Genomic DNA, 24,446 nt, shown 5'->3' with positions numbered 1-24,446 from the left:
TATAATAAAAAAAATTATACTAGAAAGTTTCGTAAATTTAGCAACTTTTATAAATAATTCAAAAATAAATAATTTAACATGAAGAAGATTTTTATCTCTTTCGCTATTGCAATTTTTGCAGGGCAAAGTTTCGGACAAAATGTTGATGTGCTATTTGGTAAGAAATTGTCTGAATACAAGAAAAATCCTAAGACTAGTCTTATTAGATGTGCTGCTGATGAGTATAATCAAGAGCTAGGAAGAAAATATAATCTTGAAAGTAAGGAACAATTTGAGAATTGGCTGGCTCCAAAAGTGGCTCAAATGGAGAAATCTATTTCACAAAATTCTTCTAAAAAAGTGGTTGTAACTATTCCTGTAGTTGTTCACGTAATTCATAGTGGGCAAGCTGTTGGGTCTGGAAGAAATATATCGGATGCAAGAGTTCAGTCACAGATCACTGTTCTGAATCAGGATTTCAGAAGAATGCTAAATACGCCTGGCTATAATTCTAATCCTGTTGGTGCAGATATTGAAATTGAATTTTGTCTAGCAAAAACAAACCCTTCTGGTGGAGCTACAACAGGTATTGACAGAGTGAATTTAGGAAGCACAGTATGGAATGAATCTAATGTAGAAAGTATTCTTAAGCCTCAGACTTCTTGGAATCCAAGTAATTATTTTAATATTTGGGTTTGTGAATTTGGAGGTGATTTAGATGGTGTTTTAGGATATGCCCAATTTCCACAATCTTCAGGTTTACAAGGTTTACAAGGACCTTACACTGCTGAAACTGATGGGGTAATTATACATTGGGCAGCATTTGGATCAAGTAATTATGTCGGAGGATCTTATTTTCCTGATATTGATAAGGGAAGAACAGCTACTCATGAAATTGGTCATTTTTTTGGTTTAAGACATATTTGGGGGGATAATACTTCTTGTGTTGTTAATGCGTTAGACAGTAACAAAGATTATTGCTTGGATACTCCGGCTCAAAATACTGAGCATTATGACTGTGATGCAATATACGATACTTGTCCATCTAATGCAGGTAATGATATGACAGAAAATTATATGGATTACTCAAATGATGCTTGTATGAATATTTTCACACAAAATCAGAAGACAAGAATTTTAACTGTTTTACAAAATTCTCCTAGAAGAGCGTCATTAACTACTTCTACGGTTTGTAGTGATCCTCTTGCAGTAAGTGAAACAGGCTTATCAAAAGATGAAATCAATATTTACCCAAATCCGGTAAAAGATTATTTAAATATTTATTCTAAAAAAGGTCTGAAAGTATTGAGATATTCTATCTACAATGCAGTTGGTCAGGAAGTTTTGAAAAAAGAAGTAAAATCAGACTCAGATCTTAAAATAAGTAAAGAAAACTTAGGTACAGGTTTCTTCATGATTACTATTTATACTGAAAATAGTAGTAAGACATTTAAATTCGTTGTAGAATAATAGCTCTTTTTTTATAATAACTAAAACCGTCTTTATTAGGCGGTTTTTATTTTTGTGTCAATTTGTCATAAAAAAATGAATGGTACAAATATTGAGAATGTGAGAGTGTTATTAAATTTAAAAATTAGAAAAAATATAAATATTATGAGTAAAATAATCGGAATCGATTTAGGTACAACAAACTCTTGTGTTGCCGTAATGGAAGGGAAAGACGCTGTTGTAATTCCTAACGCAGAAGGTAAAAGAACGACGCCATCTATTGTGGCATTTACAGAAGATGGAGAAAGAAAAGTAGGTGATCCTGCTAAAAGACAAGCGGTAACAAACCCAACAAAAACGGTTTATTCTATTAAAAGATTTATCGGAACTCATTTCAAAGATGATTCTGCTGAAATCTCAAGAGTACCTTATAAAGTAGTTGCTGGACCAAACGATACTGTAAAAGTAAAAATCGACGACAGAGAGTATACGCCACAGGAAATTTCTGCAATGACGCTTCAGAAAATGAAGAAAACGGCTGAAGATTATCTTGGTCAAGAAGTTACAAGAGCGGTAATCACTGTTCCGGCTTACTTCAACGATGCACAAAGACAAGCTACAAAAGAAGCTGGCGAAATCGCAGGTCTTAAAGTAGAAAGAATCATCAATGAGCCTACAGCAGCAGCTTTGGCTTATGGTATGGATAAGTCTCATAAAGACCAAAAAATCGCAGTTTACGATTTAGGTGGTGGTACTTTTGACGTTTCTATCCTTGATTTAGGAGACGGCGTTTTCGAAGTATTGTCTACAAATGGTGATACGCACCTTGGTGGTGATGACTTTGATGATGTAATTATCAACTGGATGGCAGATGAATTTAAATCTGAAGAAGGCGTTGACTTAAAATCTGATGCAATCGCATTACAAAGATTGAAAGAAGCTGCTGAAAAAGCAAAAATCGAGTTGTCTTCTTCTCCTCAGACTGAAATCAACCTTCCTTATATCACAGCTACAGCTACAGGTCCTAAACACTTAGTGAAGACTTTGACTAAAGCTAAATTCGAGCAATTATCTGCTGACTTGGTAAGAAGATCAATGGAGCCTTGTAAAAAAGCACTTTCTGACGCAGGTCTTTCTATCAGCGATATCGACGAAGTAATCTTGGTAGGTGGTTCTACAAGAATCCCAATTATCCAAGAGGAAGTTGAGAAATTCTTCGGTAAAAAACCTTCAAAAGGAGTTAACCCAGATGAGGTTGTAGCAATTGGTGCAGCAATCCAAGGTGGTGTTTTAACTGGAGATGTGACAGACGTACTTTTATTAGACGTTACACCACTTTCTTTAGGTATCGAAACTATGGGTTCTGTGTTCACTAAATTGATTGAAGCAAACACTACAATTCCAACAAAAAAATCTGAAGTATTCTCTACAGCTTCTGACAATCAGCCGGCTGTAAGCATTAGAGTAGGACAGGGTGAAAGACCAATGTTCAACGACAACAAAGAGATTGGTAAATTTGATTTAACAGATATTCCACCAGCACAAAGAGGAGTTCCTCAAATCGAAGTTACTTTCGATATTGATGCGAATGGAATCTTGAGCGTTTCTGCTAAAGATAAAGGAACTGGTAAAGAGCAATCTATCAAAATTCAGGCATCTTCTGGACTTTCTGACGAGGAAATCGAAAGAATGAAAAAAGAAGCTCAGGAAAACTCTGCTGCAGATAACAAAAGAAAAGAAGAGGTTGAAATCTTCAACAAAGCTGACGGATTGATTTTCCAGACTGAAAAGCAATTGAAAGAATTCGGTGATAAATTGTCTGCTGACAAAAAAGCAGCAATCGAAACTGCTCACGCAGAATTGAAAACCGCTTTTGAAGCTAAAAACGGTGACGATGTAAAAGCTAAAACCGAAGCTCTTGACGCAGCTTGGATGGCAGCTTCAGAAGAAATGTACGCACAAGGTCAAGGTGCTGATGCAGGAGCTCAACAAACTCAAGGAAATGCAAACGGAGCAGAAGATGTTCAGGATGCAGATTTCGAAGAAGTTAAATAATTATTGAGTAACATCAATTAAAAATAATAAACCGCTGTAAATGTAATGTTTACAGCGGTTTTGTTTTAATTATTAAAAAAATATATAAATTTAATTTAACACATGTGCATTTGTGAGCTAAAAAAAGAATGTTACCTAAATTTTTTTATTTAATAGATTAACTAATTCTTATGATTGCAGTCATATAAATAGTTGGATGTTAGTTTTTAAATTTGACAGTCACCAATCAAATATTTATGTGAATAAACAATTTGACAATTGTCAGAAAGATTCTTATTTCTGCCATAAAGATTTTTTATCATACACCGTGTTATTTAATAAGCTATTTTCATATGAAAGAGTTTTTGAAAAGAAAAACAGGTAAGTTGATTTGTGAATAACGCTATCTTTAATTATCAAACCAAATAATTTATTTATGAAAAAATCAATTGTAATGCTTTTAGCAATCGCTACGGTAATGTCGTGCAACAAAAAGGAATCTACAACAGTCAATGAATCTGGTGATTCTATGGAAATGACAACTCCAACTGATTCAACTCCTGTTACCAGTGATTCGGCTTCTACTTCTACAACCAGTTCAGCAGCAGTTTCTCTGAACGATCAGGACAAAAAGTTTGTTGATGCTGCAGCAAAGGGTGGTATGATGGAAGTAATGGCAGGAGAATTAGCTGTTCAAAATGCAACCAACGCAACTGTGAAAACATTGGCTGAAATGATGGTAAAAGATCATACCAAAGCAAATGATGAATTGAAACAATGGGCTTCTGCAAATTCTTATACTTTGCCATCTGCGGTAGATGCTGATCAACAAAAGAAGTATGATGAGCTAAAAGCCAAAAAAGGGACAGAATTCGACAAAGTGTATGCAGATATGATGGTAAATGATCATAAGAAAACAATTGCTGATTTTAAAAAGGAATCTGCTGAAGGATCAGAAACTTCTCTGAAAGCTTTTGCATCGAAAACTATTCCTGCTTTGGAACATCATTTAATGGAGTCTGAAAAAGCAAAAAAAGCTGTAAAGTAATTTTTATCACTCAGTCTTAAAAAATGATCCCACCGAAGTGTGGGATTTTTTATATATCAAATTGCAATATTTTAGATATAAATTGGTTTATTTCATGGAAAACTATATTCAAACTAAGAAACATAGATTATACTGATGGTAATTTCTGCTATTTTTTTTCACTTTAAAAATCTTTTTTAACTAATTTGAGTTTTAAATACCACAGATTGCAAAATTGGTTTTGGTTGGTACAGAATTAGATTACTTCAGGTATAAACCTAAATCAATTAATATGAAACTATCTACAGAATCTGAGAACATTGCTTCTCACTACACAAGAGAGATTGAGCGTCAAAAAGCAATTAAAGCTTTAGAAAAAGCAAAAGCTATTAAAAGGAAAGTTGTATTTCTGCCACAGGGCGCTACAGGGAATATAAATATCCGCGAAATTTTTTAGTTAACATACAAACAAACATCTGAATTTAGTTAGAGTTAATTTTACAGATAAATATCTATGTTTTCTATGTTAAATTTATATGAATAAAAAAGAGTTTGATTACCAAACTCTTTTTTTTAGAACTTTAATAAAGTAGCACAAAAAAAATTACTTATTCTTATGCCCTAAAATTCTAACCTTATTTAACCACTTCGCTCGCATTTTTTCATCGGAAGTTTTTATAACACCAATGTAAGTAACTTTTACAGGATTGATTCCGCAAAATTGGAGTGTGGATTTTTTAAGTTGATTAACACTTGGTCTTCCAAATAAAAGTCTGTAAATCCAGCCCGGTTGGTCGAGAGTTGTTATTATTCTTGCAGATTTTCCTTTCAATAATTTATCCCAAAAAATAGAATTTTCTCGATATTGAAAAGCAAATCCAGGTAAAAAAAGTCTGTCTATAAATCCTTTGGTAATCGAGGGTAAACCGCCCCACCAAACAGGATGTACCCAAACCAAATGATCTGCCCATTTTATAGTTTCCCAAGCTTGAAGTAAGTCTGGCTCTAATTCGGTTCTTTTCTGATAACCAAATTTTAAATTTGGATCGAAATTTAAATCAGCAATCACAATTTCTCTCACTTCAGCTCCTGATTCTTCAGCTGCTTCCTTATAAGCTTGGGCAATTCCAAAATTGAAAGAATCTTTATTCGGATGCCCATTTATAACTACTATTTTTTTCATACTTATTAATTAATACGGCAAAAATAGTTCGAGCAGTTTTCCTGATGTAGGACAAATGTCTAAAAAGTAATTTCTTTCCTGATTCTGCTTAAATGTCTTTGTGTAATGTTGAGATAAGAAGCAAGATATTGTAGTGGGATTTGCTGTATAAATGCGGGTTGATTTTCAACTAAAGCAGTATATCTTTGAATAGCAGTTTCTTTTTGAAGTTGAAAAATTCGTTTTTCCAGTTCAATATAGTTTTGTTCAGCAATTATTTTCAAAAATATCGTCCAATTATAATTGTTGGTTGTAAGTTTATCAATCGTATCTTTTCCGATGACTAATAATTCTGCAGATGAAATGGCTTGTAAGGTTTCCAAACTAGGATTTCCTGTGATAAATGAGGAATAAGAAGCAAGCATATCATTTGGAAATCTGAAACAATACGTCATATCATTTCCTTCTGAAGTTGTATAGTACGACCGGAAAATTCCTGATTTAATAAAAGCAACTTCATTGCATTTTTCACCTTCATTTGCAAAGAAATCATTTTTAACAAGTTTTCTGACTTCAAATAACTGAACGAAATCTTTAATCTCTTCTTCTTTAAATATATTGAAACTGCGAAAATATTCCTCAATCACTTTTTTATTTTTAACTACAAAACTACGGTTAAAGTTCTTTTTCATAATCAGAATAAATAAATCTTTTCAAAATATGAAACGTTTTTTACTTTAAAACTGTTCCGTAAATCTGATTCAACAAATCTTGTCTCATTTTTGAGTTCCTCTGATTCAAAAGGATGATAAATCCCCAATTCTTATCTCTATTGTAGCAAATAATAGAAGATTGTCCCATAGAATCACCAGATTTCAGGAAAATAGTATCGTTATCTTCGGTATTGATGTTAAAACCTAATCCCATTTCACGTTTTTCATCTTTGTAATAGATTTTTTCGGTTAATAAAGCTGCATTTGAGATTGGATTTCCATTTGTTAAAAGTGCTTTAAGATATTTCGTCATATCAGAAGCATTAGATTTTACCAATCCGGCAGGTGCAGTTACATTCCACAAGAAAAACTCTTGAGCGCCTCCTTCAGGATTATAACCTGTTGTAATATTTTTTACATTAAAATCTTGAGTCAGTGTATTATGCATTTTTGCAGGTTTAAATATTTTTTCCCGGATAATTTCATCATAACTTTTACCATATATTTTCTCTAGAATCTGTCCCAATAAAGTAAAATTAATATTAGAATATCTGAATTTTCCATAATCGATGAGGTCTATAGATTCATTAATCATTTTTGCTAATGATTCTCTTGTAATGCTGTTTATCGGTTGTTGAGAATTTATTTTAATCAACTCCTGAAAATCGAAATCGGGTAAGCCCGACTGATGTGAAGCCAAATCTGAGATTTTGATTTTGTTCTGAAGATTCTTCTGCAGAATGTATTGTTTAGGAAGATAATTGTCGATGTAATCATCCAGTTTTAATTTCTTTTCCAAAGAAGCCTGAGCAATCATATTTCCGGTTAAGATTTTGGTAATGGAAGCAATTTCGAAGATTGAATTTTTATCAATATTGACTTTGCTTTCTTTACTCAGCTTTCCGTAAGAAGTATAAAATTCTTTGTTGTTGCTGATAAAACCAACACTGATTCCAACGTCCGGGTTTTTATTATAACTGGCTTTAATAATAGAATCAATCTTCTTAGAAAAGTCTTGGCAAAAAGCAAAATTACTGATGAATAATAATGCTGTTAAGAGTGTGAATGTAGTTTTCATTGTACCTTGTTTTAAGATTAGGGTACAAATGTGCGGAAGAACAAAATCTTACACGACCGAATAAATGCAGTGAGACGAATTTCTATTAAAAAATGAGTTCGAATGATGAATTGAAAAAGTAAGAGTAATTACAAAATACTGTTATGTAGTGTTTTACGATACGAAGTTGGCGTATTTCCTGTATGTTTTTTGAAAGCGGTATTGAAAGAAGATTTAGAATTAAATCCGACTTCGTACAGGATTTCGAGAACTGTAACTTTGGTTTTTGCCGGATTTTTTAATATTTCCATTGCATATTCAATTCGATATGTATTCACAAAATCATAAAAATGCTTACCTAATTGATGATTAATTAAAACCGATAATTCCCGAACAGGAATATTGATATTTTCAGAAATATTCTGAATCGTAATTGACGGATCCAAAAATGGTTTTTCATCGCTCATATATTTCTTTAGTTTCTGTAAATCTTCATTGTGTTCTTGTTCATTTATAAATGATAATTCAGTCGTTTTTTGTTCTGAAATAATATCGGAAACGAGTTTTAGTTTAGAATCGATATTTCTGAATAAATGAGGATTATTGAGTGCTTTATACAAATACCAACAGACAATAAACATTTGCAAAACCAATCCGAAAATTTTTATCCATTCGGAAATCTCGGGATAATCTGAAAATTTAAAAATGTTTTTTAAAAGAGCCACCGAATATAAAATCGTGAGAACAACTGTAAATTGGAACAGCCAATGATATGAATGAATATTTGTACCGGCGAAATTTTCCAGATAAAGTTTTTTTGTTCTTCTCAGTATCAGGAAAATAGCAATAAGATAGGCTGTTAACTGAATATGTATCAAAATATGAATGAATTGAAATTCTATCATACTTTGTCGATTTTTGATAAAATCAAATTTAGAAATCAAATCAACGGAATAAAAATCTGGAATCAGGATAATATTTACGATTAAAAAGGGCAAAAAATGAAGCAAATGTTTTGATTTTAGCCTAAAATCTGAATAACAAACCGACATTACATAAAGATAGAAGACAGGAATCTGTAAAAATGCAAATGTACTTCTGAACATTCCCAGATTTGAGGGTCTGTCAATAATTAAACTAACTATAGGTTCGCTTACATCTATTGCAATAAGAATCAGATAGAATGCAAAAAGTGAATTGCTGGGTTTATTTCTGTTCTTAACAGTGAGAAGAAAAAAGGCAAGAAAAAAAGCAATGAACAGAGAAATGACCGTTACAATAATTAACAAATTGCTTTTATCCATCAAGTTTTAACTTTAGTTTAATATTTCGTAAAGATAAAAGATTTAGCCAGAATTTTATTTCTTTAATAAGGGAAAATAAACAAAAGTAGTAAGCGATTTCGATACATTTAAACATCAATTATTTATCGATTGATATTCTTTCTTTAAATTTTTATCTAAAATAAAAGGAACAAATGGTAAAACAGATCCGATAAGGTATATTGCAATTCTCTTGAGGCTCCATCGGTATTTTATAGAAGCAATAATGAGAATCACCATATAAACTAAGAATAAAACTCCATGAATCCAGCCAAAATATTTTACAGGCTCTGAAATATCAAGAATGTATTTTATGGGCATCGCAATAAAGAGTAAAATTAAATAAGAAATGCCCTCGATAATTGCTATTTTACGGTAAATGTTGATCATGTTGTCAATTTGTTTGTTATAGATTGCTTGGTGAAAAGTTAGAATTATTTTAAATATTAATCCGAAATTCTGCAGGCACACTCATTATTTGCGCTGATATATTTGATAGTTGCTTTGCTTAATATTTCTAAAACCTCAAGATTTAAATCTGATAATTTTCTGAAATAAATACAGGCTTTTGCCATTTTAATTTTTCCTAATTTTTCGAGCAGTTGTTGATTTTCCTCTCCTGGAGCTGCCACATAGAGCGAAAACTGTGCTTTTCTAGGCGAAAAACCAATAATCATGGCATCTCCTTCATGTCCGCTTACATATTTGTAGTGATAGCTTCCAAAGCCTATCATTGTAGGTCCCCACATTTTAGGCTCAAAACCTGACCATTTTTTCATAAGCTCAATAAGTTGAAAACTGTCTTGTCTTTTCTGCTCATTATCAACAAATGAATTGATGAAATCTGTAACACTAACCTGGGTTTCTGTGGTTTTATTTTTTGTTGCCATGTTTTATTGATTTATAAATTGATGTTTTTGTAAATTTTAAATCAAATCTGTAAATTCCCTTTCTTGAATGAGATGATTTATTTTGCCTAAAACATCTGCATGATAATAATTTTTAAGAGGATGTGTCATTTTAAAGTTTAACTCAGTAAAAGAACATTTGATTTTCAAATCTAATACTATTTTATCTATTTTTTTTTCTGAATTATATATTCTCTTGATGAAAAATGAGGTGAAAACTTAGAGATCAGAGCAGATGTTTTTGTGGAATTTCCAATGATTCATTTGTAATCATTTGATATTTAGAGAGTAGCAGGATGGGACAGGATGCTCCAATTTGGGTTTGTTGGTAGATTAGTTCACACAAAATTAATATTCATGAAAAAATCCTTACTTTTTAAGCAGACTCTTAAATCCTTACTGCTTTGTGGAATTACCTTGTCCACATTTGATCTCAATGCTCAGACTTTGGCATTTCCGGAAGCTACCGGTTTTGGCAGATTTACAACAGGAGCAAGAGGTGCCGCCAATCCTCAAATTTATCTGGTTACGAATTTAAATGACAGTGGAGCAGGATCTTTCCGTGATGCGGTAAGTCAGCCGGGAAGATTTGTTATCTTCAAAGTGGGTGGAATTGTCAATTTACAATCTGTTGTAGCTGTTGCAAGTAATACGACAATTGCGGGACAAACTGCTCCCGGAGAAGGAATTTTATTTTTAGGGCCACGAGTTTCATTTTCGGGATCTAATAATACGATTGCAAGATTTATGCGTCTTCGTTATGGCGGTACAGCTCAAAATCAGGATGCATCAGGAATTTCCAACGGTGCAAATATTATTCTGGATCACATGACCTTTACTTGGGGAACAGACGAAGTTTTCTCTATAAATTGGGATAACAACGGAAACAGTCCTGATAATATTACGATCCAAAATTCTATTATCGGACAAGGATTACATCGTCACAACCATTCTGCAGGTGGATTAATGCAACCTTCCGCAGGAGGAAAAATCAGTTTGATCGGAAATTTATATATCTGTAATAAGACCCGAAATAATAAAGTAAAGGGAATCAACGAATTTGTAAACAATGTTGTTTATAATTGGGGAAATTACGGCAATACTTACGGTCATACACAATCTGGTGAAGCTTACATTATGGGTGGAGATTCTGCTGGAGCCTCTTATGTAAATATTATTAATAATTATTTTATCGGAGGACCAAATACGAGTGGTACGGTTTCTACACCTTTCAGTGTTGGAAATGCCAATTTCAATTTATATGGCTCAGGAAATTATTTTGATAATAATAAAAACGGAGTTTTAGATGGTACTTTGGTTCCACAGGATTTGACAGGTTATCCGGTTGGAGATGCAACAGCAATTCAGTCAACTTCGTATGATTATCCGATGAAAAACCCGGCCTTGACGGCTCAAGGTGCATTCGATAATATTATTGCAGGTGTTGGAGCATCTTATCCTGTACGTGATCAGGTAGATCAGCTGATGGTTTCAGATTTACAATCGAAAGGAACAACCGCTACTTATGTTTATGTACAAAGTGATTTAACAACTCAGTTTGGTTTTACAAACGGGGGAGCAGGACATATTTATGGCGCTCCGGCTCCTTTAGATACAGATAATGACGGAATGCCCGATGCATGGGAAATTGCACATGGTTTAAATCCTAATGTAGCCGATGCTTTGGCGGTAAGTACTACCAATGCACCTTACCTGAATATTGAAGTTTACATTAACGGTTTACCAAATACTCCGGCTCCGGCTTTTGTTATTCCGCCTTCTGGGGTGAATTTTACTAATTCATTAACTTCAGGTTCTCCAGCTTCAAGCTCTCTAACAGTTAATTGGAGCGATAATGCAACGAATGAAACCAATTATGTTTTGGAACGTTCACCAAACGGAACTTCATTCACGGTAATTGCTACACTTCCTGCAAATACGACGAGTTATAACGAAACAGGGCTTACTCCAAATACTCAGTATTATTATAGAGTAAAAGCAATGAATGCTACAGATTCTTCAGTTTATACACCGAATGCTTCTGTTACTACACCTCCTGTTCCTTCAGCTCCAACCAAAGCAACTTCTCCGAATCCTGCAAACGGATTTAATGATGTGCAATTAACCAATGGAAATCTGCTTTTAAAATGGACAGGAAGTACAAACACAACCAATTATACTGTCTATTTTGGAACAGATCCGCAAAATTTAAATAATGTTGCTACAGTTCCTTATTCTGTTGCACCATCTTATCAGTTAACGAGTTTAAATACGGCAACCAATTATTACTGGAGAATAGATTCTTCCAATACTTTGGGTGCAGTGACGGGAGATGTTTGGAGTTTTCGTGCGCTGACTCCAAGTCTTGTCGGAAACTGGCCATTTTCGGAAGCTCCTCTTTCGGGTGAGCAAATTGCAGATCTTACTTCTTATGCCAACAACGGAACACTAAATGTTGCCTATGACAATGCAAATGTGAGAGTTCCTGGAAAAGAAAATTATGCATTAGATTTGGCAACTTCTCCCAATACTCCTTATATAGCAAGTATTCCTCATCAGGATCAGATATTATTTAATAATAATTCTTTCACTGTGTCTTATTGGATGAAAGCTCCACAAAGCATGATTCCATCATCTTCGGCGACAAGTTTATATGTATTGTGTAAAGGTTCTTTTACTAAAAATCTTACTACAGGTGCTACAGGAAAACGTTTTAATATTGAAATAAAAGGCGGCCAACTGCGATATGCGATTGATGATGATGTTACGAAAAAAGAAATCACGTCTCCAATTGCCAATTATTTTACCAATAATTGGGTACATGTGGTGATTCAAAGAGACATTACGGCTCATAAAATGCGAATTTATACCAACGGAGTTTTAAGTTCTGAAGGTGATGAAACTGCAGTTACCGGAATTGGCGAAGCAAGTGATTTGATTATAGGTAATATCGGTGAATTGGAATTCCAGACAACTACTGCTCCTGCTCCTTACAAAGGTGCGTTTGATGAACTGAAAATGTATAATTATGCGTTATCTGTAACCGAAATATCTGCTTTGTACAATCAGGCAGTTTTAAGTAATGCAGAATTCAGCATCAGTAAAAATGTAGGTTCTGTATATCCCAATCCTGTAAAAGATCAGATAAACATTAAGCTTCCCGAATATAAAAAATCTAGTTTAACGGCTACAATCATGGATATGTCTGGAAAAGTTATCGTAAAAGAAAATGTGAAAACAAACGGAAACGGAATTTTTAATTTAAATATTGCCGACAAAAAAGTTTCAGGAAATTATATTCTGAACGTTTCTGGAGAAAACCTAAACAGTAACTTTAAAATTATTGTTCAGTAAAATAATAACACAAGTTAATACATTCATATTTTATCTATTTAAAACCTTTCATCTTTTTGGGAGGTTTTAATTTTTTCTATATTGTAATAATGTTACTGTAATTATTTCAAATTTCAACCTGTGCAGGATTGGAGAATTAATTAGAGATTTTATAGATAAAGACATTAACCTTAGAGTCAGTAAGAAGACCTACATTCAAAAGGCCATTTGTATTAACTGCAAATGTCACAGTGTCACCGGTTTCTAAAGATAAAATAGATTGAATACCTGTAGACGTAATTGGAATCGAAGCCAAGGTTATACCTAATAATGAAACTCTTACTCCATCAAGTTTTTTTTCTTCCCATAGAGCATCATTTTTCAAAATGCCTAATTTTTTCCCTCCTAATGCTTCAATATTTATTCCCGATTCCAGTTGTAATTCATAGTTGATCGAATAAATTCCAGGCTGTATTGCTGTATAAACTCCGTCTGTAAAAAGAGATGCATTTCCCATTTTTGTATCGGAAGTTCCTGTTAAATTCAATTTTTGCCACCCTCCTCCAAGACTTAAATTAAGTAATGACCAAGCCCCGTTTTTTGTGGCATAATAAACCGTTTTCTTTCCTGAAAAAAGATCACTGCTTATTTCTTTAACGGTATTGTCGCCAATTGACGATTTGTCTCTAATCATTAAACTGTAGTCTGAACTCAAAGTTGACACTGCAGTAACATCTCTAATAATCACATTTCCGTTGACATCTAATGTTGACATTGGTCGAGTGGTATTAATTCCTACTTGTGCTTGTGAATTGTGCGTAAATAAAACGATAAATATTAAAAGAATTAAAGTTTTCATGATCTGTTAGATTAGTTTTAGTTATATCACAAAATTTGGAAAAATATTTTTCACTGCAATCAGTATAACTACTGAAATAATAATCGGATGTTGAATTTGTTTGTTAAATAATTTTTTATATTGATAAAAAATTTGAAATATAAATTTTAGAATAATAAATTGAAGTCTTATAGACATCAAAGCTTTTAATAAATAATCCCTAACTTGCAGTTAAACCAAGATAAAATCAATCAAAATAAATTTGAAATGAAGAAGATTTTTTTAGCCTTAATTGGAATTTCCATATTTTCTTGTCAACAAAGTCCCACTAAAAATTACGAAGATTCTACAAAGCAAGAACTCTTGTTTCCAAAAGGCAACAAAGTTCCCAATGATAAATTTGACGGAAATGTGTATCAGGCAATTTTGAGTGATGATGGAACTCGTGTAAGTAACGTCACTTTTGAGCCAAAAGGTCGTACAAATTGGCACAATCATCCAGGAGGACAAACACTTTTGGTTACTGATGGAGTAGGATATCATCAGGAAGAAGGGAAACCTCTTCAAATCATCAAAAAAGGAGATGTCATTAAAATTGGTAAAAATGTGAAACATTGGCACGGCGGAAGCGCTGATCAATCTATGACACATATTGCAGTGAGTATTGACCATGAGAAAAATCCGTCACAATGGTTTGAAGCAGTTTCTGAAAAAGAATATCAAGCAGTTAGGTAAAAATAAAAAAAATCACCAAAAAATAGAAAATCCCGAAGCGCAATTGCCTCGGGATTTTTCGTGATATATGATGTGATTTAGTGTCTCTTGAATAATACTTCGTCCATTTTTGTCTGCTTAACGTAAATTTTTTGAAAACTTACAGGCATATATTGGTATAAAATATTCCATTGGTGAGTATCGGTTTGCTTTTTAAAACTTCTGAAAGATCTCACGAAAAGATTCTCAATCATTTGTTTTACGGTATTTGTTCCGTTTCGGTAAAGCCAGCCCATCATTTTGATGTTGTGATTTACTATATTAATCTTCGATTCCTGCAAAAGATTTTTCAGGTGATCTACTGTGGTTTGTATCACGCCTGCAAAATTATTTTGTACAGAAAGCTTTTCAATTTCATTCTGTAATGTAGGATAGAATACTTTTAAATGCTCAATTGCCCCATTTTCATTAATTACCTTCTTCTCAATATTTTTCATTTTAAATATTTTTTTAGAACACTCATACATTAGCTAAAACTGTACCAAGTTTTCCTTTTGTATGTTAAAAAATTGTTTCTTTTAAAAATTAATTTAAAATCTTTAATTCTCTCCAAACTGTTTATTTATAGATGTTTTGAAATAATATTATTTCTTTTATTTGGGATTAAATGTGTAATTCGTTGATTTTTAACATGATTAATTAATGAGTGTTTTTATTGTTTTGTAATGAAACATTTAAATTATGTAATGAAAATTTTTAATCGATTGTCTGTAATTCATTATAGTTGACAGTACTTTGTATTTCTTTATTAAGTTTACGCCTTTGTATAACTTAAAAAGAGGTGATATTTAGAATTCTTTGTTTGACTTTGCGTTAAATTTAAATAGTATGAGATATAGCGGAAGTTCATATTTTAAATCTGTTTAATTTCTTGTCTATAATTATTATCTCGTTGATTTTGCAGACTACGCCGATGTTTTTTTCTAATTTAAATCTGTTAAATCAAAAAAATCTGCTTGAACAAAAAAATATTACTTTTTAACTTTCAGAATAAATATATTTGCAGTCCATAAAAATCAAAGATGTTTACAAAAATTGTAGTCCACAGAGTCGGAAATAAAATCAACGGAGAATCACTTATACTTTCGCAGGAAGAGCTTCAATTGGATGAAGGAACTGTAGAAATGCTTGAAAATTATTTTTTAGGTTCATTTAAAACTGAGGAAACATATCAGTTTTACAGCGATACTTATTTGGTAAACAATCCGGTTTTTAGTTCGGTTTCCGAGATTTTTGAAGACAAAGCGAAGTTTCTTTGGGAAGCTGAAAATATTGCCAAACATCTTTTCGAAGCGGCAGAAAATCCACGAGTTCAGGGTGGAGAACTGTTTATTGTTTTCTTTGAAGACGAAAGAGAAAGCGACGAGAGAGTTGATAAAATCGGGATTTTTAAAACCGAAAAAAGAGATTCTTTCTTAAAAATATTCCCTAAAAACGAATCGTTCGAAATTGAAAAAGATCAGGGAATCAGTTTGTCAAAAATCGATAAAGCTGCTCTTATTTACAATAATCATAAAGAAAATGGCTATGTACTTTCCGTGGTTGACAACAACAAAAACGGTGATATGTACTATTGGTTTGAAGATTTCTTAAAAGTGAAACAACGTGATGATGAATATTTTCACACACAGGAAGCTTTGATGGTTTACAAAGATTACATTGTGAAGCAACTTCCACAGGAATTTGAGGTTTCTAAAGCAGATCAGGCAGATTTTTTAAATAAATCGATTAATTTCTTTAAAGAAAAAGAAGAATTTAAGCTGGATGAATTTGCCGCTGAAGTTTTGGTTGATGAGCATGTAATTGAGAGTTTTAATAATTTTAAAACTGATTACGAACAAGATATGCAGATCAATATTTCTGAGGAATTTCCAATCAGTGAAGCGGCGGTGAAAAAAACGCAGCGTCATTTCAAAAGTATTATTAAATTAGATAAAAATTTTCATATTTACATTCATGGAGACCGAAAAATGCTTGAGCAAGGTCAGGATGAAAAAGGAAAATTTTATATGCTTTACTTCGATAAAGAGGTGTAAGATAAAAGGTTTAATAACTTTCAAAAGATTTTATGGGGAAAAACTACAAGCTTATTGCCATCAGTTCGATGGTGATATCAATCATTGGTATACTTTGCTGTTTTTATACATTTTACGGTGTCTGGAAAGGTGCTGAAGAATTTAAATCTATTCCGGATGTTTTACAGTTTTTATATCTTTTTACAACGCTGAATCTCAATTTCACCAATAAATTTGAGCATTTAGAAATCTGGAATTTCGTTTTTTATGTATTGCTTTTTATCGGCGGTTTGCAGTTTATCAAATCAAAAGGTAAAGAAACACGTCTTGTAGGGTTCGTGTTTTCTGTGATTTTTTTACAGTCAATTATTTTGCTTTTTCAAAGTTTATGTTATAAGATATTTATTACAAAATGGGGCGGACTCACTTCTTTACAGATATTTTATTCCACATTTGGATTAGCTACTTTAGGTTTGGCTTTATACATCAGTGTACGGGTTTTAAGAATAATTAAAAGTCAAAAAGAGATTGATATTTTACAGACAGAAGAGAAAATTACCATTACAGATACTCCAAAATGGCAGAGATTTTTTCACTGGATTGTAGATTTGACGGTAATGTCATTATTGGCAACTCCTTTTGTAATTACTTTAGGATATTCGATGATGAACTCCGAATTTTTAGCTAGAAATGAAACTTTAGCGATGTTTTTAGAAAGCAGATGGGCGCTTTATTTTCTAGTTATCATTTTCATTTTTATTTATTATCCTGTTTCGGAAATTCTGTTTGGTTCTTCTCCTGCAAAATTTTTAACGGAATCAAGAGTTGTAAGTTCAAAAGTAGAATCTCCCGATTCTTCAACTATTTTCCTAAGAACTTTATGCAGAAATATTCCATTTGATGCAGTTTCTTTTTTCTGGAAAAGAGGATGGCACGATTCATTGTCTGAAACTTACGTCGTAAAAGAGAAACGAACAGGCTTTAAAACCAGCAAATTATTATGGATTTTACCAGTTTTAGCAATTTATCTTGCAGTAATGTATTTCGGGAAGACTTATTATAAAGCTTATAAAGCTTCTGTTGAGTATAAAGAAACAATGTCTAATCAATTTACGAACCTAAAGTCTGAAATTAAAAATCCAAATACCAGTCAGTTTTATGTTGTAGATGCGCGTAATTATTATGGAGATATTCTGAATTTCGGTTTTAAAATTGAAAAAATTGAAGGCGATAACATCACTATTAGAAGAATCACCGGAAGATATTTTTCGGGTGCAGATTTTTCTTATGCTAAAAATCTTTACGAGCAGCAAAAAGATACGGCGCAGACTTTTGTTATTAAAAAACAGGAGTTGGCAAATATTTCTCCCGAAACAATCGAAGATTTTTACAATACTCCAAAAACAATGGATTTTTTCAAGTCTGGAATTCAGTATAAAATCGAAGAAATCTACAATTTTAACAGTCCGTTTCTCGAAGGTGAAATCAGAAAAGAAGACAATGATTACACCAATAAAAAAGTTTTTGTATTTCTAAGTAATAATGGCGGAAGTGCGACGATTACCAATATTAAAAACCAAAATAATGATGTAAAATGGAAAGTAAATTTTCCTTTAAAAATTAATAAAATAAATTCTCCCATTCTTATTCAGCTCGAAAATTATGATTTCACAGAAGAAAATATTTCACAAATTGAAGTTTTGGATTCTCTGAATAAAAAACATTCTTACATGATAAAAACCAATGGTTTAACCAACGAAATTACAGAAATTAAATAAAATTTACAGTTGCTTTTTATTCATTCTATAATGGGTGAAATAAAATTAATATTTTTTTAAAAAAGATAATTTTTAAATGTTTGTTTATATGTTTTTATATAAAATGTTTTAATAAATCATAATTTTTGTTAATTATTTATACAGATTCTTAATTAGGTACCACATGTGTGTATTTGAACTTCAAATTGAGTAACTTTGATATTTTATTAGATATTATGAATTTTGTAGAATGTCATGATGAGCCCATTCATATTCCGGGCTATGTACAAAGTTTTGGATACTTGATTGGCATTGACAAAGCTTCTCTTACCATCACTTTTTTTAGTGAAAATATTACAGATATTTTTCCATTAGAAAATTCCAACGAGCTTTTTGGAAAAAAACTTTCACAGTTTCCTGATGTTTTCCAGAACGTTATCGATTCGGAAATTTTTCAGGATGCAGGTTTTCTTGAAAGAAGAGAGAACGAAACTTATTTTGACAAAATTTTTATAGGTGAAAATCAGTATCATTTTTCTGTTTTTCGTGCAAATAATTATATTTTCCTTGAGTTTGAAGCAGTTTCTAAAAATTTTCAGAAACGCATCACAAACAAATACGATAACTTTTATATTGTTGATAATGATCAGGAAATTTGGGATCAACTTCTAAATACCCTTTTCAACATCATCAATTATGACCGCGTAATGGTCTATAAATTCATGAACGACGGTTCCGGCAAAGTAATCGCTGAGAAAACCAACAATCATCTTGAAAGTTATTTGGGACTTCATTATCCGGAACACGACATTCCGAGACAGGCGCGTGAATTGTACAAAAAAAAGAGAAAAAGAATATTTTCGAATGTTCATTCAGAGCCAGTTCGTATTTTGAGCCGTACAGAAACCGATATTGATCTTACTTTCGCTGCTTCGAGAGCGATGTCACCAATTCACGGTCAGTACATCAAAAACTCGGGAGCTTCTTCAAGTTTCAGTATTTCGATTATTATTGATGATAAATTGTGGGGATTGGTAACTTGCCAAAATTCTGAAGCCAAACATATCGATCTTGAAGATCGCGTTCAGGCAGGAATTTTTACAGTTTTAGCTTCCAATGCTTATTCTTCTTTTAAGGCTAAAAAAGAATTAGGATATCGATTAGATTTAAATGAAAAGTTAAGCTATTTGAAATCTGAATTTCTAAAACATGGAACTTTATTTGATTCTTTGGATGCGAATAAATGTGATTTAAGATCAATCCCAAAAGCAGACGGATTGGCTATTATTTCAGATAACGAAATCGTTACAGACGGAATTACTCCTGAAAAAGAAATCATAAACAATATCATTGATTGGGCATATCAAAATATTTCAGAGAACGTTTTCATAAGCAATAGTTTTCTGAAAGATTACGGTAAAGAATTAAATTTAAGTTCTGAGAGTGCCGGAATTATTATTTATTTTATTGAAAGAAGTAAAAAAGAAATCTTAATCTGGTTCAGAAAAGAATTTGACGAACACATCAATTGGGCAGGAAATCCTGAGAAAAAAATCGATGTCTTTTCCAAAGATGGTATTGAGACTCAATTTGTTTCTCCACGTCAGTCTTTTGAGGTTTTTACAGAAAATATTAGAGGAAATTCTAAAAGATGGGGTTCTAAAAACGTAATTGCAGTAAATCTTATCCGTGATTTAGTTTTAGAAACTTCACACAAACAATATATTACGATTAAAAAACTGAATGATCAGCTGAAAAAAGTAAATGAAGAACTAGATAGTTTTTCTTACACGATTTCACACGATTTGGGAACTCCGCTTACGGTGATGAAACTGAATGCTCAAATGTTGCTTAAAAGCTTTGGAGAAACTTCAGACAAGAACAGAAATAAAATCAATTCTATCATCGACGAAATCGACAGTATGGCAGAAATGATGCAGAATGTTCTTCAGTTGAGCCGTGCAAAACACAGCGAGATTCAGCTTGAAAATATTGAGACCAATCCTACTATTCAGAAAATTACAGAGAATGCAAAAATGACATACGACACACAGAAAAGTATTGTTGTAATCAAAGAATGTCCCGAAGTTTTGGCAGACAAAACGATGTTGCATCAAGTATTTTTAAATATCATCAATAATGCTGTGAAATATTCATCAGATCAGGAACAACCGATTATAGAAATTGAGGGAACTGAACAAGGTGACAAAATTATTTACCGCATCAAAGACAATGGAATCGGAATTCCTGAAGAAAATAAACACAAGATGTTTAAGATTTTCAACAGAATGGATAATGCCAAAAAATTCAAAGGAAACGGAGTAGGATTATCCATTGTTCACAGAATTATGAACAGATTGGGCGGAAATGTAGATTACGAAAGCAGTAATGAGGGAACTTGTTTTATTTTAACGTTTCAAAAGCCTAAATTTGTGAAACTTTAAACGTTAAAAAAACAATGGTATCTGAGTATTTAAAACAAAACACTGCCGAGTTTCACGATGCAGCAGAAAAATTATTTAGTTCTGATAAAATTTTCAGCAAAACTTTCACTTTAGAAGATTACAAAAAAATCATCAATACCAATTATCTGATGCTTCTTCATAGTGAAAACAAAATATTCAAAAGTCTTTCTGATAAATTCAGCGAGAAACTTCAGTTAAATCAAAGAGTAAAACTTCCATTAATTGAAAAGGATTTGGCAAGTTTAGCTTTAGAAAACCAAACGGCTTCTCATGATTTTGAATTGGCAAATGAGCATGAAGCTTTGGGAGCAATGTATGTAATTGAAGGCTCTACTTTAGGTGGAAATGTTATCGCAAAACAACTTTCTAAAACGGAAGGTTTTGATGATGTTACTTTCAACTTTTTTGGATGTTATCAGGAAAATACAGGACCGATGTGGAAAAACTTCAAAGAGGTTTTGGATACTGAAGTTACCGAAGAAAACTACAATGAAGTGTTATCAGGAGCTAAAAAATTATATACGTTTTTACTAAACGTTAATTAATTTTCTTAAATAATAATTAAAATTCCCGAAAAATTGCTCAATTTTTCGGGAATTTGTACATTTGGGAAGCAAAAAAGTAAACTAACAAATAAATAATAAAATAGTAACATTATGAAAGTAACCGTAGTAGGTGCAGGTGCTGTAGGAGCAAGTTGTGCAGAATACATCGCAATGAAAGACTTCTGTTCAGAAGTAGTTTTAGTAGATATCAAAGAAGGTTTCGCAGAAGGAAAGGCAATGGACTTGATGCAGACTGCATCTTTGAACGGATTTGATACAAAAATTACAGGAACAACAGGAGATTACAGCAAAACAGCAGGTTCTCATGTAGCAGTAATTACTTCTGGTATCCCAAGAAAACCGGGAATGACAAGAGAAGAATTAATCGGTATTAATGCGGGAATTGTAAAAGAAGTTACTGAAAATTTAGTAAAAAATTCTCCTGAAGTAATCATCATCGTGGTTTCTAATCCAATGGATACAATGGCTTATTTGGTACACAAAACTTCAGGTCTTCCTAAGCACAAAATCATCGGTATGGGTGGTGCTTTAGATTCTGCAAGATTCAAATACAGATTGGCTGAAGCTCTAGAAGCTCCAATTTCTGATGTTGACGGTATGGTAATCGCAGCTCACAGTGATACAGGAATGCTTCCATTATTGAGCAAAGCAACAAGAAACGGGGTTCCTGTAACTGAGTTCCTTGACGATGCTAAACAAAAATATATAATCGAAGAAACTAAAGTGGGTGGTGCTACATTAACAAAATTATTAGGAACTTCAGCTTGGTATGCTCCAGGTGCAGCAGTTTCTGTAATGGTTCAGGCGATTGCTTGTGATCAAAAGAAAATGATTCCTTGTTCATTAATGCTTGACGGAGAATATGGCGAAAGCGATATCTGTTTAGGTGTTCCTGCAATTATCGGGAAAAACGGTGTTGAAAGCATCGTAAACATTTCTTTAACTGAAGAAGAAAAAGCAAAATTTGCTGAAGCTGCACAAGCAGTAAGAGAAGTAAATGGTGATTTGAAATTCTAATTGATTAGATTTTATATAAATGAATCCGTGCTCGAAAGAGTGCGGATTTTTTGTTTCCTTAAAATGAAAAAAAGTGATTCATTTGAATCACTTTTAATTTTGAATAATATAAATAAATTTTACCAGTCTCTCTTTTTAAGAATCAAGTAAGACCCGAAAATAAATAATCCACACCAAACTAAACATGCAACAAGGCTTTCTGTAGGATAGGTAAATTCATATTTTAACCCCATCATTTTAGCCATATTTAGCCTCATCATTGGATTAGGGATTAAACTTGACATACTTTCTAATGGTAAAAGTTTGCTGAAGAAAAATCCATTCTGAAAAATTTCGTTTCTTTCTGCAGACTGTGTTCCTGCTACTTTACTATAAGTTTCAATTCCTCCGATAACAGATTCACCAATCCAGACTACAAAAAATGCCAGAAAAACAAATACTGATTTTCTCAGTAAAATGGATAAAAACATTAAAAAACAGAAAAAAGAGAAAAGTTTAAGGAAATAATTTCCAATGAAAAATATTTCTTTATAAACTAACGATGATTCTGTAGAAGTTGAATATTGATATCCTAAAAGTATTGTGATTACAAAAACTAAAACAGTAGAAATAAATGTAAAAATACCGATAGTCAATAATTTCGAACCAATAAATTCTTCTCTGCTTAAACCATCAATTGTGTTCTGTTTAAACATTCTGTTACTAAATTCCTGACAGATAGAAAATACAATGATTAAACCAAGGAAAATCTTTAGTAAAGCGACAGTCCAGGTTGTAAAATTCCAAATTTCAGGGAAATTATACATTCCTTGTTCTTTCAAATTAATTGTACTTCCGAAAAGCTTCAAATCAATCAAACCAATACAAAGAAAGATGACTAATATTGCAAAATATAAAATCGTGAAAACCTTAAACGGTGTATAATTCAGGTTTTTATAATATTCTAATTTTAATAATTTCATCATGATTAGTTATTGTTTTTTACAAGTTCAAGGAATTGATTTTCAAGTGATTTCTTTTTCTTCGCCAAATGAGAAAGGAAAATACCTTTTTCAGCAAGTTTCTGGTTTAAAGCTGATGCAGAAATTGAGGCGTCGTCACGAATTTGTGCCTTAATTAAATCTCCTTCAATAGCTACAGATGTAAACCATTGCAATTCTTCCAAAGCACTCAAAAGCGTAACATTATTATCTGCTTTCAATTCAAAAAAGCCTTGATTACTTGTCATTTCATCTACTCTTCCGGAATAAATAGCATTACCTTCTTTCAAAACAATTACATGGCTGCATATTTTTTCAATCTCATCTAAAAGGTGACTTGCAATGATAATGGTAATTCCCTGTTTTGCAATCGTTCCGATAATTTCTCTGATCTGAATAATTCCTTCCGGATCTAAACCGTTTGTCGGTTCATCCAAAATCAAAACTTCAGGATTATTAAGCAAAGCTGAAGCAATTGCCAAACGTTGTTTCATACCTAAAGAAAAGGTTTTGAAGGTATCTTTTTTTCTTTCTAAAAGTTTCACCGTATTCAAAACTTCATCAATTCTCGCAAAAGGAGTTCCTTTAATTTCAGCAACAATTTTCAAATTGGTTTCTGCACTCAGGTAAGGATAAAAATTGGGCTGCTCGATGATGGCTCCGATTTTTTTAAGCGTCTCGGGATCAGTACCTTTTTTACCAAACCAAAACCAATCTCCGCTTGTAGGATTGATGGTCGAAAGAAGCATTCCGAAAGTAGTAGATTTTCCGCTTCCGTTTGGGCCGAGAAGTCCGTAAACATTACCTCTTTCTACGTCGAAGGAAATATTGTTAACTACGACTCTCTTGAATTTTTTCGTCAGATTTTTTACTGATAAAATTTTTTCCATGTAGATTTGTTATATATTCTAATTGGTTTCTCTTTTTTGTGAAATGTTACAAATGAAGTGAATTTTTTTAAAATGAATTATGAATTATGAATTATGAATTATGAATTATGAATTAGTTTTGTCTAACTTCTAACTTCTAACTTCTAACTTCTAACTTCTA

The 24,446-nt window shown here is 32.3% G+C and carries 21 protein-coding genes; 11 read left to right on the top strand and 10 right to left on the bottom strand.

Annotated elements, in window-relative coordinates; translation table 11 throughout:
• Window positions 1-78 precede the first annotated feature (78 nt).
• The 4 genes from OEA66_RS03605 to OEA66_RS03590 all read left to right on the top strand — a co-directional run bounded on the left by OEA66_RS03605 (window position 79) and on the right by OEA66_RS03590 (window position 4,946).
• Window positions 79-1,449, top strand: coding sequence for a T9SS type A sorting domain-containing protein (locus tag OEA66_RS03605; protein WP_267280093.1), 1,371 nt, complete (start codon window positions 79-81; stop codon window positions 1,447-1,449).
• 144 nt (window positions 1,450-1,593) lie between these two features.
• Window positions 1,594-3,483, top strand: coding sequence for a molecular chaperone DnaK (gene dnaK, locus OEA66_RS03600; protein WP_267280092.1), 1,890 nt, complete (start codon window positions 1,594-1,596; stop codon window positions 3,481-3,483).
• A gap of 415 nt (window positions 3,484-3,898) precedes the next feature.
• Window positions 3,899-4,510: a DUF4142 domain-containing protein gene (locus OEA66_RS03595; protein WP_267280091.1), complete on the top strand. Its 612-nt coding sequence runs from the start codon at window positions 3,899-3,901 to the stop codon at window positions 4,508-4,510.
• Between the two features lie 271 nt (window positions 4,511-4,781).
• Window positions 4,782-4,946, top strand: a complete 165-nt coding sequence (locus OEA66_RS03590) for a hypothetical protein (RefSeq protein WP_267264929.1) — start codon at window positions 4,782-4,784, stop codon at window positions 4,944-4,946.
• A 147-nt stretch (window positions 4,947-5,093) separates the two neighbouring features.
• On the opposite strand, the gene OEA66_RS03585 is transcribed toward OEA66_RS03590, so the two are convergent.
• From OEA66_RS03585 to OEA66_RS03560, 6 genes are all read right to left on the bottom strand, one after another.
• Complete coding sequence (locus OEA66_RS03585) at window positions 5,094-5,672, bottom strand: NAD(P)H-dependent oxidoreductase (protein WP_267280090.1); 579 nt, start codon at window positions 5,670-5,672, stop codon at window positions 5,094-5,096.
• Between the two features lie 59 nt (window positions 5,673-5,731).
• Window positions 5,732-6,343, bottom strand: a complete 612-nt coding sequence (locus tag OEA66_RS03580) for a Crp/Fnr family transcriptional regulator (protein ID WP_375379290.1) — start codon at window positions 6,341-6,343, stop codon at window positions 5,732-5,734.
• Between the two features lie 40 nt (window positions 6,344-6,383).
• Window positions 6,384-7,442: a serine hydrolase domain-containing protein gene (locus OEA66_RS03575; RefSeq protein WP_267280089.1), complete on the bottom strand. Its 1,059-nt coding sequence runs from the start codon at window positions 7,440-7,442 to the stop codon at window positions 6,384-6,386.
• Between the two features lie 128 nt (window positions 7,443-7,570).
• A complete protein-coding gene (locus tag OEA66_RS03570; protein ID WP_267280088.1) occupies window positions 7,571-8,725 on the bottom strand; it encodes a helix-turn-helix domain-containing protein in 1,155 nt (384 codons plus the stop codon).
• Window positions 8,726-8,839: 114 nt separating this feature from the next.
• Entirely contained in the window at window positions 8,840-9,133 is a 294-nt protein-coding gene (locus tag OEA66_RS03565) for a DUF3817 domain-containing protein (protein ID WP_267280087.1), read from the bottom strand.
• Window positions 9,134-9,189: 56 nt separating this feature from the next.
• Window positions 9,190-9,633, bottom strand: coding sequence for a DUF1801 domain-containing protein (locus OEA66_RS03560; protein WP_267280086.1), 444 nt, complete (start codon window positions 9,631-9,633; stop codon window positions 9,190-9,192).
• 375 nt (window positions 9,634-10,008) lie between these two features.
• Between OEA66_RS03560 and OEA66_RS03555 the strand changes: the two genes are divergently transcribed.
• Window positions 10,009-13,005 carry a LamG-like jellyroll fold domain-containing protein gene (locus OEA66_RS03555; protein WP_267280085.1) on the top strand — a complete coding sequence of 999 codons (2,997 nt, stop codon included), beginning with the start codon at window positions 10,009-10,011 and terminating at the stop codon, window positions 13,003-13,005.
• Window positions 13,006-13,141: 136 nt separating this feature from the next.
• On the opposite strand, the gene OEA66_RS03550 is transcribed toward OEA66_RS03555, so the two are convergent.
• On the bottom strand, window positions 13,142-13,843 hold the full coding sequence (locus OEA66_RS03550) for a hypothetical protein (protein WP_267280084.1): 702 nt from the start codon (window positions 13,841-13,843) through the stop codon (window positions 13,142-13,144).
• A gap of 246 nt (window positions 13,844-14,089) precedes the next feature.
• Between OEA66_RS03550 and OEA66_RS03545 the strand changes: the two genes are divergently transcribed.
• Window positions 14,090-14,557: a cupin domain-containing protein gene (locus tag OEA66_RS03545; RefSeq protein ID WP_267280083.1), complete on the top strand. Its 468-nt coding sequence runs from the start codon at window positions 14,090-14,092 to the stop codon at window positions 14,555-14,557.
• 77 nt (window positions 14,558-14,634) lie between these two features.
• On the opposite strand, the gene OEA66_RS03540 is transcribed toward OEA66_RS03545, so the two are convergent.
• Window positions 14,635-15,033, bottom strand: a complete 399-nt coding sequence (locus tag OEA66_RS03540) for a DUF7674 family protein (RefSeq protein WP_267264939.1) — start codon at window positions 15,031-15,033, stop codon at window positions 14,635-14,637.
• 585 nt (window positions 15,034-15,618) lie between these two features.
• On the opposite strand from OEA66_RS03540, the gene OEA66_RS03535 reads away from it, so the two are divergent.
• The 5 genes from OEA66_RS03535 (at window position 15,619) to OEA66_RS03515 (ending at window position 22,416) form a co-directional block, all read left to right on the top strand.
• Window positions 15,619-16,632: a nucleoid-associated protein gene (locus OEA66_RS03535; RefSeq protein WP_267264940.1), complete on the top strand. Its 1,014-nt coding sequence runs from the start codon at window positions 15,619-15,621 to the stop codon at window positions 16,630-16,632.
• Window positions 16,633-16,664: 32 nt separating this feature from the next.
• Window positions 16,665-18,389 (top strand): RDD family protein, encoded by a 1,725-nt coding sequence (locus OEA66_RS03530; protein WP_267280082.1) that lies wholly within the window; start codon window positions 16,665-16,667, stop codon window positions 18,387-18,389.
• A 215-nt stretch (window positions 18,390-18,604) separates the two neighbouring features.
• Window positions 18,605-20,812 carry an ATP-binding protein gene (locus tag OEA66_RS03525; protein WP_267280081.1) on the top strand — a complete coding sequence of 736 codons (2,208 nt, stop codon included), beginning with the start codon at window positions 18,605-18,607 and terminating at the stop codon, window positions 20,810-20,812.
• Between the two features lie 14 nt (window positions 20,813-20,826).
• Window positions 20,827-21,378 carry a biliverdin-producing heme oxygenase gene (locus tag OEA66_RS03520; protein WP_267280080.1) on the top strand — a complete coding sequence of 184 codons (552 nt, stop codon included), beginning with the start codon at window positions 20,827-20,829 and terminating at the stop codon, window positions 21,376-21,378.
• Window positions 21,379-21,489: 111 nt separating this feature from the next.
• On the top strand, window positions 21,490-22,416 hold the full coding sequence (locus tag OEA66_RS03515) for a malate dehydrogenase (protein WP_267280079.1): 927 nt from the start codon (window positions 21,490-21,492) through the stop codon (window positions 22,414-22,416).
• A 119-nt stretch (window positions 22,417-22,535) separates the two neighbouring features.
• On the opposite strand, the gene OEA66_RS03510 is transcribed toward OEA66_RS03515, so the two are convergent.
• The gene (locus OEA66_RS03510; RefSeq protein ID WP_267280078.1) at window positions 22,536-23,381 is read right to left on the bottom strand and encodes an ABC transporter permease; all 846 of its coding nucleotides are present in this window, start codon (window positions 23,379-23,381) and stop codon (window positions 22,536-22,538) included.
• Between the two features lie 2 nt (window positions 23,382-23,383).
• Window positions 23,384-24,286, bottom strand: a complete 903-nt coding sequence (locus OEA66_RS03505) for an ABC transporter ATP-binding protein (protein WP_267280077.1) — start codon at window positions 24,284-24,286, stop codon at window positions 23,384-23,386.
• Window positions 24,287-24,446 lie beyond the last annotated feature (160 nt).

This window comes from Chryseobacterium luquanense, assembly GCF_026460945.1.
GTDB lineage: Bacteria > Bacteroidota > Bacteroidia > Flavobacteriales > Weeksellaceae > Chryseobacterium > Chryseobacterium luquanense.
The sequence above is the reverse complement of the archived record's forward strand: the minus strand, read 5'-3'. Positions and strand labels throughout refer to the sequence as shown.

Bases quoted from the DNA above. Each gene is read 5' to 3' on its own strand.
- OEA66_RS03605 (WP_267280093.1), top strand. From the start codon at position 79: ATGAAGAAGATTTTTATCTCTTTCGCTATTGCAATTTTTGCAGGGCAA.
- dnaK (WP_267280092.1), top strand. From the start codon at position 1,594: ATGAGTAAAATAATCGGAATCGATTTAGGTACAACAAACTCTTGTGTT.
- OEA66_RS03595 (WP_267280091.1), top strand. From the start codon at position 3,899: ATGAAAAAATCAATTGTAATGCTTTTAGCAATCGCTACGGTAATGTCG.
- OEA66_RS03590 (WP_267264929.1), top strand. From the start codon at position 4,782: ATGAAACTATCTACAGAATCTGAGAACATTGCTTCTCACTACACAAGA.
- OEA66_RS03585 (WP_267280090.1), bottom strand. From the start codon at position 5,672: ATGAAAAAAATAGTAGTTATAAATGGGCATCCGAATAAAGATTCTTTC.
- OEA66_RS03580 (WP_375379290.1), bottom strand. From the start codon at position 6,343: ATGAAAAAGAACTTTAACCGTAGTTTTGTAGTTAAAAATAAAAAAGTG.
- OEA66_RS03575 (WP_267280089.1), bottom strand. From the start codon at position 7,442: ATGAAAACTACATTCACACTCTTAACAGCATTATTATTCATCAGTAAT.
- OEA66_RS03570 (WP_267280088.1), bottom strand. From the start codon at position 8,725: ATGGATAAAAGCAATTTGTTAATTATTGTAACGGTCATTTCTCTGTTC.
- OEA66_RS03565 (WP_267280087.1), bottom strand. From the start codon at position 9,133: ATGATCAACATTTACCGTAAAATAGCAATTATCGAGGGCATTTCTTAT.
- OEA66_RS03560 (WP_267280086.1), bottom strand. From the start codon at position 9,633: ATGGCAACAAAAAATAAAACCACAGAAACCCAGGTTAGTGTTACAGAT.
- OEA66_RS03555 (WP_267280085.1), top strand. From the start codon at position 10,009: ATGAAAAAATCCTTACTTTTTAAGCAGACTCTTAAATCCTTACTGCTT.
- OEA66_RS03550 (WP_267280084.1), bottom strand. From the start codon at position 13,843: ATGAAAACTTTAATTCTTTTAATATTTATCGTTTTATTTACGCACAAT.
- OEA66_RS03545 (WP_267280083.1), top strand. From the start codon at position 14,090: ATGAAGAAGATTTTTTTAGCCTTAATTGGAATTTCCATATTTTCTTGT.
- OEA66_RS03540 (WP_267264939.1), bottom strand. From the start codon at position 15,033: ATGAAAAATATTGAGAAGAAGGTAATTAATGAAAATGGGGCAATTGAG.
- OEA66_RS03535 (WP_267264940.1), top strand. From the start codon at position 15,619: ATGTTTACAAAAATTGTAGTCCACAGAGTCGGAAATAAAATCAACGGA.
- OEA66_RS03530 (WP_267280082.1), top strand. From the start codon at position 16,665: ATGGGGAAAAACTACAAGCTTATTGCCATCAGTTCGATGGTGATATCA.
- OEA66_RS03525 (WP_267280081.1), top strand. From the start codon at position 18,605: ATGAATTTTGTAGAATGTCATGATGAGCCCATTCATATTCCGGGCTAT.
- OEA66_RS03520 (WP_267280080.1), top strand. From the start codon at position 20,827: ATGGTATCTGAGTATTTAAAACAAAACACTGCCGAGTTTCACGATGCA.
- OEA66_RS03515 (WP_267280079.1), top strand. From the start codon at position 21,490: ATGAAAGTAACCGTAGTAGGTGCAGGTGCTGTAGGAGCAAGTTGTGCA.
- OEA66_RS03510 (WP_267280078.1), bottom strand. From the start codon at position 23,381: ATGATGAAATTATTAAAATTAGAATATTATAAAAACCTGAATTATACA.
- OEA66_RS03505 (WP_267280077.1), bottom strand. From the start codon at position 24,286: ATGGAAAAAATTTTATCAGTAAAAAATCTGACGAAAAAATTCAAGAGA.